The organism is Thiomicrospira sp. ALE5, assembly GCF_900112445.1.
Classification (GTDB): domain Bacteria; phylum Pseudomonadota; class Gammaproteobacteria; order Thiomicrospirales; family Thiomicrospiraceae; genus Thiomicrospira.
The window spans coordinates 92,632-104,699 of sequence record NZ_FOYY01000004.1; the positions used below are offsets into that span (position 1 = coordinate 92,632).

Sequence of the window (12,068 nt, forward strand, 5' to 3'; positions counted from 1 at the left end):
TACCACCTTTGTATTCATTAGACAGGGTTGAGCCGTAGCTGCTCAATCGTATCTATGGCTCTGTGCAACATTTCTTGTAAATGAGGTAAAACCATCGGCGTTATAAACATCAGCATAACCAGGCCTGCTAATAGAGTAACAGGAAAGCCGACCGCAAAAATATTTAGCGCAGGCGCCGCTCGAGTAATAACACCAAACGAAATATTAATTAATAGCAAGGCGGTAATGGCCGGTAATGCAACTAAAACCCCGCCACTAAAAATAAAACGCCCAAATTCATAAACTAACCGGAAACTTTCAACCGTGAGTAAATTAGCGCCAATGGGTAATAACTCAAAACTTCCCACAAGCACATAAATGACCATCATGTGACCATCAAGCGCCAAGAATAATAACGTAACAAGAATGGTGAAGTATTGCGACACCACCGGCGTTTGAACCCCGGTTGCAGGGTCGACCATTACCGAAAATGCCAACCCCATACCCATCGCAATTATTTGCCCCGCAATCACGAATGCTTGAAACACAACCAAAAAAATCACCCCCATTGCAAGACCAATTATTATTTGCTGTAGCATATAACTCAAACCTGTCCAAGACAGTGGATCAACTGGAGGCGGTAAGGGAATCATGGGCGCAATCACGATTGCAACCAGAAGTGACAATAAAATTCGTACCCGGGCGGGAACACCTCGCATACCAAACAATGGCAGGATTGATAACATGGCACCGATTCTTACAAAAGGCCAAAAATATAGTCCAAGGCCTTGCATAAATTCAGTGTAAGTAAAGGTCATTGCGAACCTATCAACTCAGGGATAAGTTGGTAAAGTTCGAGCGTAAAAGAAAGCAAAGTAGTTAACATCCATGGGCCAACCACCATCAAAACAATCACCACGACAGCTAATTTTGGGATAAAGCTTAAGGTCATCTCATTAATTTGAGTCGCAGCTTGAAACATCCCCACAAGCAAGCCTACCAATAACGCAGGAATTAACAGTGGCGCAGCTAACATCACCGTGACTTCTAGCATACGCGTTCCAAGGGTAAGAACCATTTCTGGTGCCATTAAACCGCTCCCGCAACAACAAAACTGTTCGCCAAGGTACCTACTATGAGGGTCCAGCCATCTATTAATACAAATAACATAATCTTAAATGGTAGCGAAATTATCATAGGGGAAAGCATCATCATCCCCATGGACATCAGCAAACTGGCAATGACTAAATCAATAATTAAGAATGGGATAAAAATCATAAACCCTATCATAAACGCCGTCTTGAGTTCACTGGTAATAAACGCCGGCACCAAAATGCGTAACGGAACCTCTTCAGGCGACATCAACGTCTCGCCAGCCATTTCAGCAAAAAGAGCCAAATCATTTTCACGCGTTTGCTCGATCATAAATTGATGCATCGGTATCAATGCTTGGTTAACCGCTTCTTCAAAACCGAGTTCTTCACTTAAATAGGGCTGTATCGCTGTTTGGTTAATCCGGTCATATACCGGTGCCATAATAAAGAAGGTTAAAAACAGTGCCAATCCAATTAACACCTGGGTTGAAGGGGTCTGCATGGTGCCAAGCGCTTGTCGTAACAAAGCCAGTACAATGATGATACGAAGGAATGCTGTTGTTGCAATTAAAACCGCGGGTAACAGTGTTAGCGCAGTCATAATTAGCAGAATTTGCAAACTCAAAGAGATATCTTGGTTGCCCTGGTCATCCATCTCAATGGTAAAAGCAGGGATCGTGGGCATCGAAAAAGCAACGAGAGGAAAAACACTAAAAAGCAATGCTAAAGCACCAACCAGTGAATGCTTTATCATCTATTTTTGCCTCGCTTAATTTCATTAAACGCTTGCTGTAAGCGTGCTGCAAATGCAGGGGGGGCTTGTTTTTTAATAGCGCTGTCGGACTCTACAGGCGCAGGTAATTGGTGCAGCATCGTAATCTGCGAGGGGGTGACTCCTAACAATAATTGTTCTTGACCTACTTCCACAATCACAAGCTTTTCGCGCTGCCCTATTGATACTTGACCCACTAATCGCAACTGTGAATCAGACAATTGTCCAAACTGCCCAAATCGTTTCAACGACCAAGCTAAAGCAAAAATAGCCAGCAGCACAAACACAAGTGCGAGCATAATCTTGCCTAAGTAGTCGGCGGGATTAAATACCTGTTCCATTTAACGCAACTTCTTAATTCGCTCTTGAGGACTAATCACGTCAGTTAAGCGCACACCAAACTTATCATTTACTACGACCACTTCGCCATGCGCTATTAAGGTACCATTTACCAAAAGATCGAGTGGCTCACCAGCTAACCGATCCATCTCAACAATGGATCCCTGAGTATATGAAAGTAGATTTCGAATCGACACCTTAGCTCGGCCAATTTCAAGTTGCAAAGTGACCGGAATATCCAGTAGTACATCCATGTCTACTTTTTCTTTACCAGAAGAGTCCTGCGCTTTTAATGCATCTAAACTTGCTGCCTCCCCTGCTCCTTTCTCCGCAGATTGTTCTGCATCAGCTTGTTCACTTAGTGCCGCACCCCAAGGATCATCTTCATCAGCGATTTGTGCGTCTTCACCACCTTCAGCAGCAGCTTGCTCCGCAAGCGCATCCCCCCAATCCGCCGCATCTTCTTCTTTTTCAGTCATTAAACCAATCCTTCACATTTTTAACCATTTTCTCTTTATAAGCCGGGTGATGCAACACTTCATTGATTTGTATAGCTTTTTTATCCTCTTTACGCCCAAGCTTACCCCGCGCAAATGCAATATCCTCGGCTAACAATGTGACCGTATTCGGCATCTCAAATGGAATAATATCGCCTACTTCCATATTCATCACATCTGCCATACTCAATCCAATTTCAGCCAAGTTAGCCGAAACACCCACTTTAACACCCTGAACTTCATCTTTAAGCGTTTTGGACCAGCGGTTGTCTGCTTCACCTTTGAGGCTTTGCATCGCCTCTTCAAGCTTGTCTCGTACGGGTTCAAGCATGGCATAGGGCAAAACAAGGTCAATACGCCCATCGATTTGCTCAAAACGAATATTAATTGGGCTAACTACAACCATATCAGTTGCATCAACAATCGAAGCAAACTTTGGATTCATTTCTGAATGCATATACTCTACTTCAATATTCATCAGTGGCGCCCAAGCACGTCGCAGATGCTCATTAATCATATCAAGCACACTACGAATCATACTCATTTCAACGGGCGTATAGTCACGTCCTTCTATTTTAAAGGGTAGTGTGCCATTGCCACCAAAATAAATATCTACGGCAGTGAAGATAAGTTTAGAATCTAACGTAAATAACGCGACACCATTGAGCGGATTAATACGATATATATTAAGACTGGTTGGAACATATAAATTACGCAGGTAATCTATCATTTTAATGATCTTAACTTCTGATGCACTGACTTCAACACTCGCTAAGATCATTTCATTAAAATGGCGCTGAAACCCTCGTGAAAAACGCTCATTGATAATATCCAAAGCAGGCAGGCGGCCACGAATGATACGTTCTTGATTGGTAAAATCAAAACTTTTCACCTCACCTGCAGGGGAAGCAGCGTCATCTTCAACGTCTACATCACCATCACCCATGCCTCGAAGGAGCGCATCAACCTCGTCTTGACTTAAGATATCATCCATAAACGACTACTGGGTCACAATTCGAGTTAAAAAAACATCTTCAATTAATTCTGGAAAGATACGGTAGCGAGGTGAAATTTCCCGAGCGATCTCAAGAAGTTCCAGCCTTAATTCTTCCACACCATCAGGATCATTTATTTGACTATAGGTTTTACGTCTTAATACATTTTGGATATCGTTCATTAAATGAGGACGCATAACCTCCATATCTTCAATAACCGCTGGATTACTAGACATAAATTGTAAATCAATAGCTAAAAATCTTGCTCGCCCTTCACCTTGAAAGTTCACCACGAACTTCATGTCAAAAAATGCGGGTGGGGTACCAGAGGGCGGATCTGAATAATCCTTAAACTGCGCCATAAACTCTTTTTGTGCCTGCTGTTCCGGTGTTAGCGGTTCGGAGTCTTTTAAAACAAATAAAAAAACGACTGCGATCAGTGCAATTATAAGTAGACCAACAACAGCGCCTAACGCAATTATTAAGCCCTTCTTTGATTTTGGTTGTTCACCATCATCGCCATCAGTTGGTTTTGTATCCGCCATACTCCCTCCTTAAACTATTGAATAGTTGATGCTGCTGGTGCATCAGTAATTGATCGAATTCTACTAATAGCTTCATTATTTAATACCACAATACTGATTCTGCGATTGCGAGGATTATAGGGGTCAGCCTTATCAAGATGAACTGTATCAGCCAAACCCACAACCTGAACTACCTGTTCCGGTTGCACACCACCCTGTAGCATTAAACGCCGAGCTGCATTAGCTCTATCGGCAGAAAGTTCCCAATTAGTATAGACAGCTTCACCGCCAAATAAAATAGAATCTGTGTGCCCAGTAATACTAATTTTACTCGAGGACCGTCCTAAAACAGTGCCTAACTCGCGAATAATTGTTTGTGCGTAAGCTCTAGGCTGGTCGCCTCCAGTACCAAACATGGGGCGTCCTTGGTCATCGATAATTTGAATTTGTAGACCATTAGGCGTAATGTCTAAACGAATTTGGTTTTTAAATTCTTGAAGTACGGGTGACGCCTCAATCCGATTTTCGATTTCCTCTTTGAGTCGCTGCATATCTTCAAGATCTCGTTCCTGCTGTAAATCAGGATCAGCCGATCGACTTGGATCTAACATACCACCCATATCTATGATCGAATCTGTTGCACGTCCCTGACGTTCAGATTCGATTAATGTATGAGGTGAACCACTGATTATACTTGGGTCACGAAAGTATTCCGCCATCATTTTAAGTTCAGAATCACTACTACCGCTTAAAATCCATAGCATTAAAAAAAATGCCATTGCAGCGGTCATAAAGTCCGCTAGCGCAACCTTCCATGCACTACTACCGTGGCCATGATGGGGAGCCTTTTTTACTCTTTTTATAATAACCGCTGGCTCTTTATTCACCCAAGCACCCTTTAGGAATTACTTCTGCGTTCGCAGATAATCCTCCAACTCGTGAAAGCTAGGACGATAATGAGCCGGAATAGACTTACGACCAAACTCAACAGCAATTGTTGGCGCATAACCATTAACGTTAGCCATTAAACAAGTTTTAATCGTCAGAAAAAAGGCACTAACCTGCTCAGCGCGCCCCCGCATATCATTTGCAATGGGACCCACAAATGCATAAGACGCTAGAATGCCTAGGAAAGTACCTACCAAAGCGACGGACATGTGATGCGCAATTTCAAGTGGTCCAGCATCAAGATAAGACATGGTTATAATAATACCCAGAACAGCCGCAATAATACCAAAACCTGGCAGTGCTTCAGCCACTCGGTTAACTGCTTCTGCCGGCATCATTTCTTCATGATGATTCACTTCAAGCTCCATAACCATCAAATCTTCAAGCTGATAAGGGTTACTAACCCCAGTAATAATTAACCGCAAATAATCACATATAAAATCAACAGCATGTTGATTGTTTAGCAAAGAGGGAAAACGGTTAAAGATATCACTGGAATGAGGGTCGTCAATATGCGCTTCCAAAGACATCAAACCCTCGCGACGAGCTTGATTAAAAAGACGAAATAATAGACCCAGTAAATCAACATAGAGCGCTTTACTAATAGCAGGTTTTTTAACCAAACCCAATGCTTGCGTCAAACCTGCTTTAATAACCCAACCCGGATTGGCAATAACATAAGCACCAAAAGCACATCCGAAAATGATAACCATTTCAAGCGGTTGAAATAAAATTGCAGCACTGCCGTGAGGAAGATATCCCCCAAAAAAACAGACTAATACAATAATTGTTCCAACAATTGCTTTCACGACTCAGATCCAGTTAATGACAACCGTTGAAATTATAACAAAGCTAACTAGCTTAAGGGCATAAGCTTCGAAATATCTAGTTGTGTTTGCTCTAATGCATCAAGAGTTTGTTCAATTAGCTGTAAACTGTCTAATACTTTGGTTGCTTGCAAACGACTAGAATCAACACGACTTTGACCATCCTCCATGACCCGAACGGCACTCCTTGCGCGGCTTTGAAGCTCTTCAATAATACCTTGAATCTCTCTCGTTGCTTGCTGTGTTCTACCGGCTAGGACACGCACTTCATCGGCCACAACAGCAAAACCTCGACCATGCTCACCAGCACGTGCTGCTTCGATAGCCGCATTTAAAGCCAATAAATTTGTTTGCTCAGCAATATCTCGAATCAACACCAACACGGTTCCAATATTATTACTATCTGATTCAAGCTGCTCAATCACTTCAGTTGCTCTAGACACTTCTTGACCAAGTCCATCCACTTCTGAAACCACTTGATTCACAGACGATAAACCAGCCTCTGAACTACGTGATGCCTGTACCATCTCAGTACCCATTTTCTCAACCAAGGTCAATAAAGCAGGATTAACCGATGGCGCGGGCGATGAAGTTAGCGCTGCTTCATTACTGGCCAATTTGGCTTGTTCCGCTTGTGCTAGCTGCTCTTCCATATTGGCCAAAGACGAGGAATAGTTTTGGATTTTTGACTCTAAATCATACACCTGCTGTTCTTTTTGGCTAAGCTGGGATTTGAGGTTGTCTGTTTGATCTTTTATTTTAAAAAGAACTTGATTAAGTAAATCAATGACACGCTGATCATAGCGTGCAGCAACAGGCGGATCAATTTCTGCTGCGCGATTTAGATCATGCAAAGTACCAATCAATTCACCTTGATCGAACTCAGCTTGTCTATTACACCAAAAAAGATATACGATGGCTGCCACTATCACACTGGTTACACCCACTAAAATCGCACCATACCCTAATAGTGCTGATGCACTTAATGAATCAGTACTAGCTAACACCCATGTTGGCCAAAGCAACAAGCTCAAACTCAGTCCGATTGGACGAAATAGGTTTTTCATCCCACTCTCCTAAACATAATAATCTATAGTATTTAATTCTGGCCTACCTAGCAACCGTTGAGAAGTGGACTCGTCTTCATCACTGTCTTCTCCAATGCCATCCCGTAAATCGTTCGTTGCCTGCTCACCATTGAAAAAGCCTGACTGGCTATCAGACAAATTGTCTTGTGCTACATTAAGCTGGTCATATTTAATACCTGCCTCATTTAACATTTCTCTAAGCCTTGGCAGAGCTTGCTCCATAGCCTCTTTAGTTTGAGGGTGTTGAGCAAACATTTGAACCTGAACAGCCTGCTCTCTATCTAAACTAATCATTAACCTAATAGGACCAAGATGAGCAGGATTAAGTTGAATTTGTGCTTGTGACACCTGCTGGTTGACCATATACATAAGCCGTTGGCCTAGTGCGGTCTCCCACTGCGATTGACGCAGGGCGTAATTAATTGTCGGTAAGTTCACTACTAGCCGTTCAGTACTCGTTAAACTCGTACTGCTTTGACCCGTATTTAAAATTTGCGCACTCGATTCTACTTCCCGATCTAAACCTGCCCCTCCCGCTAAACTCATTTGATTGGTCACAAACTGTTCTATTAACTGCTGATTTTGTCCCAATGTCATTTGGTTGAAAAAAAACTTAGCCTGAAGGTTCTCTTTAACTAAAGAATCGCTGGAAAAGATAGGTAACCCTGTTAGCTGATTTTTTGAGCTCAAGAATTCTGGCAACCTTATACTAGCAGCGTCATTTTGAGCCCCAAAGAATCGCGCTGCATAATTTGCTGGCATAATGCCACTAGTGGTATAGGGCAAAGCATGATTAATTGCGACAGGATTAGCATCAGTTATTTCCTGCAGGATCGATTCTGCTAAAGGCGACAAAGAAGCAGTCAGTAGATCTTGTATTGGTAAGTTCTGAACCGGCATACCCTGAACCGGCATACCCTCCAGCTCTAGACTTGCTATCAGCGGATTGAATGTTATTGTATCAGTTAATTCTAAACGGCTATCTTCCGCTAACACTGGTACTAGAGGGCGTAATGGATCCAAGTCAGAAATGGCTAGAGACGAGAATGTAGCCTGCTCAGCTTCACTGTTAGCTTGCTGATATTTTAAGCTATAAAACAACTCTGCGAACGGATTAAAACGCTCATGGTTAGCAAAACCTTCTTGATACTCAGGATTTTGAGTAGATACTAGCAGGTCAACTTCAAGCGGTATATCAACCCCACCCGCTGGTAATGGGCTTTCTAACACCGGACTTTCTAAAACTTTGTTTAGCAAGGTTTCAAAACCACTCAGTTCGCCAGATTGATTTTGATTGAAAGCTTTTGCTACACCACTATCAGACACCACCCACTTTGATGACTCTGATGAACTTGTACCCAGTAAAAATGGCAGCATAGCGCATGACCCTTAGCATTTAAAACCTATTTAAACACTAGCAACATGCGTGCCTATTCCTGAAACAGATTACTATTTTTTTGTTGCACCCACTCATCGAGCATTTGTTGTTCTTGTTTTGAAAGATGTTTTTGATAACTTTTTTGCCAGCGCTCAGATAAGATCTCTAATAACCTAACGCGCTGTTGCTTCTCGGCAAACACCTTCTGCAAGCCATCAATCTGATCGTCCAAGGGCGAAATTTTGGCCAAAGTCGCAGTTATGGCTTGATTGATACGCTCGACAAATTCATGCTGGGCAACCAGTTGCGACACAAAACTGATGTCTTTGCCCATATCATCGACATATTCTCCCAAATAATTTTTTAACTGATCAACTTGTAAAGAAAGTGCTTGCTTCTGCTCTTCAAGCGCCGCCAACTGACTCGATACCTGGTCACGTTCTTGCTCAGCCCAAACTCGCAATCGCTCTAGGCGCTCAATTCTATGCCGCCAATTCATCCACCCACCTTAGTGGAAACAACCTGAGCTAAAGCGGCAACACTCTGCTCCAATGTAAAAGACTCATCAATACCCTGAGCAAGAAACTGCTGTATCTCAGGCAACTTTTGAATAGCTAAATCCAGTTCTGGTTGCGTTCCTTTTCGATAAGCCCCTAAGTTAATAAGATCTCTCTGTTGCTCATACAGACTCAACCACTTTTTTATCACTAAAGCCTGCTTAAACTGATCAGGTTTTGCCACCTCAATCATAAGTCGACTAATGGATGCCTCAATGTCTATTGCTGGATATCGTCCCGACTCTGCAATTGTTCGAGATAAAACAATATGACCATCTAAAACGCCTCTAGCGGCATCCACTATGGGATCGGCTTGATCATCGCCTTCTGCTAAGACAGTATATATAGCTGTGATTGAGCCACTATGCTCTCGCCCATTTCCCGCTCGCTCAACCAACTGAGGCAACCGAAAAAAAACAGAAGGTGGATAGCCTTTGCTTGCAGGGGGTTCACCAATCGCAAGCGCAATCTCACGTTGGGCTTGGGCAAAACGCGTTAAAGAATCCATTAACAGCAATACATGACGCCCCTGATCGCGAAAATATTCTGCCACCGCAGTTGCCAGCATAGCCGCATGCAAGCGCATGAGCGGAGGGTCATCCGCGGGAGACGCAATCACAACCGCACGCTTTAAACCCTCCTCGCCTAAATTATGCCGTACAAAGTCATTAACTTCTCTCCCACGCTCGCCCACGAGACCGACAACCACTATATCCGCTTGCGTAAAACGCGTCATCATACCCATCAAGACGCTTTTACCCACACCGGTACCCGCCATCAAACCTAAACGCTGCCCACGGCCTAATGTTAATAAGGCATTTATCGCTTTAATGCCTACATCCAAAGGTTGTTCAATCGGTGCACGATCTAAGGGATTAATCGCCTCACCCACCAAACTTACCCAAGCAGACGTCTTGAGTTCTCCCTTACCATCCAAGGGGGCACCATGACCATTAATAACACGCCCTAACATTGCTTCACCTACCGGCACAGACACACCGCCTTCCAAGGGCGTTACCTTAGCATTGGGAGCCAAACCATGGGTACGTGATATCGGCATTAAAAACAAACGATCTTGCTGAAAACCAACGACTTCAGCAACGACACTATGGCCTTTAGGATGAGACACCAAACAACGACTACCAACAGGGGCAAACGTACCGACAACTTCTAACGTCATGCCGACGACGCGCACTAATCGACCCGTTACTTTGATACTTGGCTTAGGTGGGATTTTTGAACATGACTGAACTAAACGATCACTGACCTGCTGACTTAATGCATTTATCGCATCGTCCATAACTAACCCGTCACATGCTCTTTTTGCTGTACAAGCTGCAAAACTTCCGCAGCATTTTCAAGGTAGTTTTTCATTTCAGCTCGCCAATCATAACTCACCTCAGAGTATTGATAGTTCAGCTTAAAACAACCCGATTCAAGCTGCTCATCCACAATGATTTTTAGATTAGTCTCTGTAGACTTGAGTACTTTTTCAATTGCGGCCAAGTCTTCATGAGCTAATTTCAGGGCCATAACGGGATCGTCAGTTTGTGGATGTGGGTTGAGTTGCGTGATGGCCTCTTTGATCAGCGCAATTAACTGCTCTTTATTGGCTGGAACCTCACTCGAAATAAAATTTTCAGCAAGCTGTATCGCAAGTTCAGCAACCTGTTCAAAAACAATATCTTGCAGCTGTTGATGCGGCTGCTTTAAAAAACTGATGAGCGACTTAACTCGCTGTTCGAGTTCTTGTAACTTCTGGTTATTCTCTTGCGCTGCCGCCTGCAGGCCTGCTTCTTGCCCCTGCTCAAAGCCCTCTTGGTAGCCCTGCTCAAAACCATCTCGCTTTGCCTGCTCAAACGCTTCTTGTTTGATTAGTTTAGCGGGCTGCGCGGCTTTATTTTTATTTTCTGCTGCTTGACGAGCGATCAGCTCTTTACGCTGTTGGTCTAAGTCTACAAATTGCCAAGCTTGAACGCCCTGCTGATCAACCTGGTTATTTTTTAAGATAGTAAAGTCTGCTGCATCGGATGTCTTGCTCATCAAATCATCTCTTCACCACCGCCAGGCATCATCAACTTGCCTTCATCGGCTAAACGACGAACCAGCTGCACGGCGGTGCGCTGCGCTTCTTCAACTTCACTCAATTTAACTGGACCGCCGGCCTCAAGATCATCACGCAAGATATCTGCTTGGCGTTTTGACATATTATTGAGGATTTTTTCCTTCAATTCGTTATCTGCCCCCTTAAGAGCGAGCACCAATACATCGGGGGGAATTTCAGCTGCAAAGGTTTGCATGCCTCGGTCATCAATACCAACCATATCGTCAAATACAAACATCTTATCTTCAATAGACGTGGCCAAATCGGCACTATCCTCTGAAATTTTATCCAGGATTTTCTTATCTAAACCGCCACCGACAAGGTTCAACATTTCCGCAGCACGTTTAACCCCCCCAATCGTAGCAAGCTTACCGCCCTCACCATCGCGTGAAGCACTTTCCAACACATCATTAAGGTCAAAGAGTGCTCTAGGCTGAATGGTGGAGAGGTTGGCCACACGATAAATAACCTCTGCTTGAAAACGTTCTGGAATACCTTTTAAGACCTCGGCCGCCGTAGATGCATCAAAATAAGACAGAATAATGGCCACGACTTGTGGATGTTCATTTTTTAGCATGTTGGCTATAGATGAAGGATGCATCCATTTTAGCGCCTCCAAACCACGTACTTGGTCTGCTAGCATCGAAGCATCCATACTGTACCCCCCGCTGCCTCCACTTAAGGCATCAGACATCAATGACTGAGCATACTCGCCCGGGTCAACACCCAGCGCATCCATGCTTAGCGTATCCAGAAAGCTTTTCATCACAAACTGAACTTTATCATGGCTGATTTTATCAAGATCAGCCATCGTATTGCCTAAGCGTTGCACCTCACGCGGATTTAAATGTTTTAAGATGCCCTCGGCTGTCTCCTTGCCAAGTGATAACAATAGAATGGACACTTTTTCAGTGCCTGATAGATCAAATTCGGGCACTTCTAACTCAGCAGACTCATCAGCCATAT

15 protein-coding genes are annotated in these 12,068 nt (G+C 43.6%); all 15 read right to left on the minus strand.

Translation table 11 applies throughout. The features are described from left to right. Positions 1-17: 17 nt before the first annotated feature. Genes fliR through fliG form a run of 15 tightly spaced genes read right to left on the minus strand, consistent with a single transcriptional unit; the run spans position 18 to position 12,066 of the window. Positions 18-797 carry a flagellar biosynthetic protein FliR gene (gene fliR, locus BM293_RS07180; RefSeq protein ID WP_093448022.1) on the minus strand — a complete coding sequence of 260 codons (780 nt, stop codon included), beginning with the start codon at positions 795-797 and terminating at the stop codon, positions 18-20. Then, positions 794-1,069, minus strand: coding sequence for a flagellar biosynthesis protein FliQ (fliQ, locus tag BM293_RS07185; protein ID WP_093448024.1), 276 nt, complete (start codon positions 1,067-1,069; stop codon positions 794-796). Before fliQ ends, fliR begins: the two co-directional genes overlap by 4 nt. Next, a complete protein-coding gene (fliP, locus tag BM293_RS07190; RefSeq protein ID WP_093448025.1) occupies positions 1,069-1,827 on the minus strand; it encodes a flagellar type III secretion system pore protein FliP in 759 nt (252 codons plus the stop codon). Before fliP ends, fliQ begins: the two co-directional genes overlap by 1 nt. After that, a complete protein-coding gene (gene fliO / locus BM293_RS07195) occupies positions 1,824-2,186 on the minus strand; it encodes a flagellar biosynthetic protein FliO (RefSeq protein ID WP_093448027.1) in 363 nt (120 codons plus the stop codon). Before fliO ends, fliP begins: the two co-directional genes overlap by 4 nt. Continuing rightward, positions 2,187-2,663: a flagellar motor switch protein FliN gene (gene fliN, locus BM293_RS07200; protein WP_093448028.1), complete on the minus strand. Its 477-nt coding sequence runs from the start codon at positions 2,661-2,663 to the stop codon at positions 2,187-2,189. It lies immediately after the preceding gene. Then, on the minus strand, positions 2,656-3,675 hold the full coding sequence (fliM, locus tag BM293_RS07205; protein ID WP_093448030.1) for a flagellar motor switch protein FliM: 1,020 nt from the start codon (positions 3,673-3,675) through the stop codon (positions 2,656-2,658). Before fliM ends, fliN begins: the two co-directional genes overlap by 8 nt. A 6-nt stretch (positions 3,676-3,681) precedes the next feature. Beyond that, entirely contained in the window at positions 3,682-4,221 is a 540-nt protein-coding gene (gene fliL, locus BM293_RS07210; RefSeq protein WP_093448031.1) for a flagellar basal body-associated FliL family protein, read from the minus strand. Positions 4,222-4,235: 14 nt separating this feature from the next. Further along, the gene (motB, locus tag BM293_RS07215; protein ID WP_093448033.1) at positions 4,236-5,087 is read right to left on the minus strand and encodes a flagellar motor protein MotB; all 852 of its coding nucleotides are present in this window, start codon (positions 5,085-5,087) and stop codon (positions 4,236-4,238) included. An 18-nt stretch (positions 5,088-5,105) separates the two neighbouring features. Further along, positions 5,106-5,957, minus strand: coding sequence for a flagellar motor stator protein MotA (gene motA / locus BM293_RS07220; RefSeq protein WP_093448034.1), 852 nt, complete (start codon positions 5,955-5,957; stop codon positions 5,106-5,108). Positions 5,958-6,004: 47 nt separating this feature from the next. Then, positions 6,005-7,042 (minus strand): methyl-accepting chemotaxis protein, encoded by a 1,038-nt coding sequence (locus BM293_RS10420; protein ID WP_093448035.1) that lies wholly within the window; start codon positions 7,040-7,042, stop codon positions 6,005-6,007. Positions 7,043-7,051: 9 nt separating this feature from the next. Further along, the gene (locus BM293_RS07230; protein WP_093448037.1) at positions 7,052-8,440 is read right to left on the minus strand and encodes a flagellar hook-length control protein FliK; all 1,389 of its coding nucleotides are present in this window, start codon (positions 8,438-8,440) and stop codon (positions 7,052-7,054) included. Positions 8,441-8,493: 53 nt separating this feature from the next. After that, on the minus strand, positions 8,494-8,940 hold the full coding sequence (gene fliJ / locus BM293_RS07235; protein WP_093448038.1) for a flagellar export protein FliJ: 447 nt from the start codon (positions 8,938-8,940) through the stop codon (positions 8,494-8,496). Further along, positions 8,937-10,298 carry a flagellar protein export ATPase FliI gene (gene fliI / locus BM293_RS07240; protein ID WP_093448040.1) on the minus strand — a complete coding sequence of 454 codons (1,362 nt, stop codon included), beginning with the start codon at positions 10,296-10,298 and terminating at the stop codon, positions 8,937-8,939. The genes fliJ and fliI overlap by 4 nt, the downstream gene beginning before the upstream one ends. Positions 10,299-10,300: 2 nt before the next feature. After that, entirely contained in the window at positions 10,301-11,041 is a 741-nt protein-coding gene (locus BM293_RS07245; protein ID WP_093448041.1) for a FliH/SctL family protein, read from the minus strand. Beyond that, on the minus strand, positions 11,041-12,066 hold the full coding sequence (gene fliG / locus BM293_RS07250; protein ID WP_093448043.1) for a flagellar motor switch protein FliG: 1,026 nt from the start codon (positions 12,064-12,066) through the stop codon (positions 11,041-11,043). Before fliG ends, BM293_RS07245 begins: the two co-directional genes overlap by 1 nt. Positions 12,067-12,068 lie beyond the last annotated feature (2 nt).

What these genes read in the sequence shown, in the direction of transcription:
- fliR (WP_093448022.1), bottom strand. Translation starts at nt 797, where the DNA reads ATGACCTTTACTTACACTGAATTTATGCAAGGCCTTGGACTATATTTT.
- fliQ (WP_093448024.1), bottom strand. Translation starts at nt 1,069, where the DNA reads ATGGCACCAGAAATGGTTCTTACCCTTGGAACGCGTATGCTAGAAGTC.
- fliP (WP_093448025.1), bottom strand. Translation starts at nt 1,827, where the DNA reads ATGATAAAGCATTCACTGGTTGGTGCTTTAGCATTGCTTTTTAGTGTT.
- fliO (WP_093448027.1), bottom strand. Translation starts at nt 2,186, where the DNA reads ATGGAACAGGTATTTAATCCCGCCGACTACTTAGGCAAGATTATGCTC.
- fliN (WP_093448028.1), bottom strand. Translation starts at nt 2,663, where the DNA reads ATGACTGAAAAAGAAGAAGATGCGGCGGATTGGGGGGATGCGCTTGCG.
- fliM (WP_093448030.1), bottom strand. Translation starts at nt 3,675, where the DNA reads ATGGATGATATCTTAAGTCAAGACGAGGTTGATGCGCTCCTTCGAGGC.
- fliL (WP_093448031.1), bottom strand. Translation starts at nt 4,221, where the DNA reads ATGGCGGATACAAAACCAACTGATGGCGATGATGGTGAACAACCAAAA.
- BM293_RS10420 (WP_093448035.1), bottom strand. Translation starts at nt 7,042, where the DNA reads ATGAAAAACCTATTTCGTCCAATCGGACTGAGTTTGAGCTTGTTGCTT.
- BM293_RS07230 (WP_093448037.1), bottom strand. Translation starts at nt 8,440, where the DNA reads ATGCTGCCATTTTTACTGGGTACAAGTTCATCAGAGTCATCAAAGTGG.
- fliJ (WP_093448038.1), bottom strand. Translation starts at nt 8,940, where the DNA reads ATGAATTGGCGGCATAGAATTGAGCGCCTAGAGCGATTGCGAGTTTGG.
- fliI (WP_093448040.1), bottom strand. Translation starts at nt 10,298, where the DNA reads ATGGACGATGCGATAAATGCATTAAGTCAGCAGGTCAGTGATCGTTTA.
- BM293_RS07245 (WP_093448041.1), bottom strand. Translation starts at nt 11,041, where the DNA reads ATGAGCAAGACATCCGATGCAGCAGACTTTACTATCTTAAAAAATAAC.
- fliG (WP_093448043.1), bottom strand. Translation starts at nt 12,066, where the DNA reads ATGGCTGATGAGTCTGCTGAGTTAGAAGTGCCCGAATTTGATCTATCA.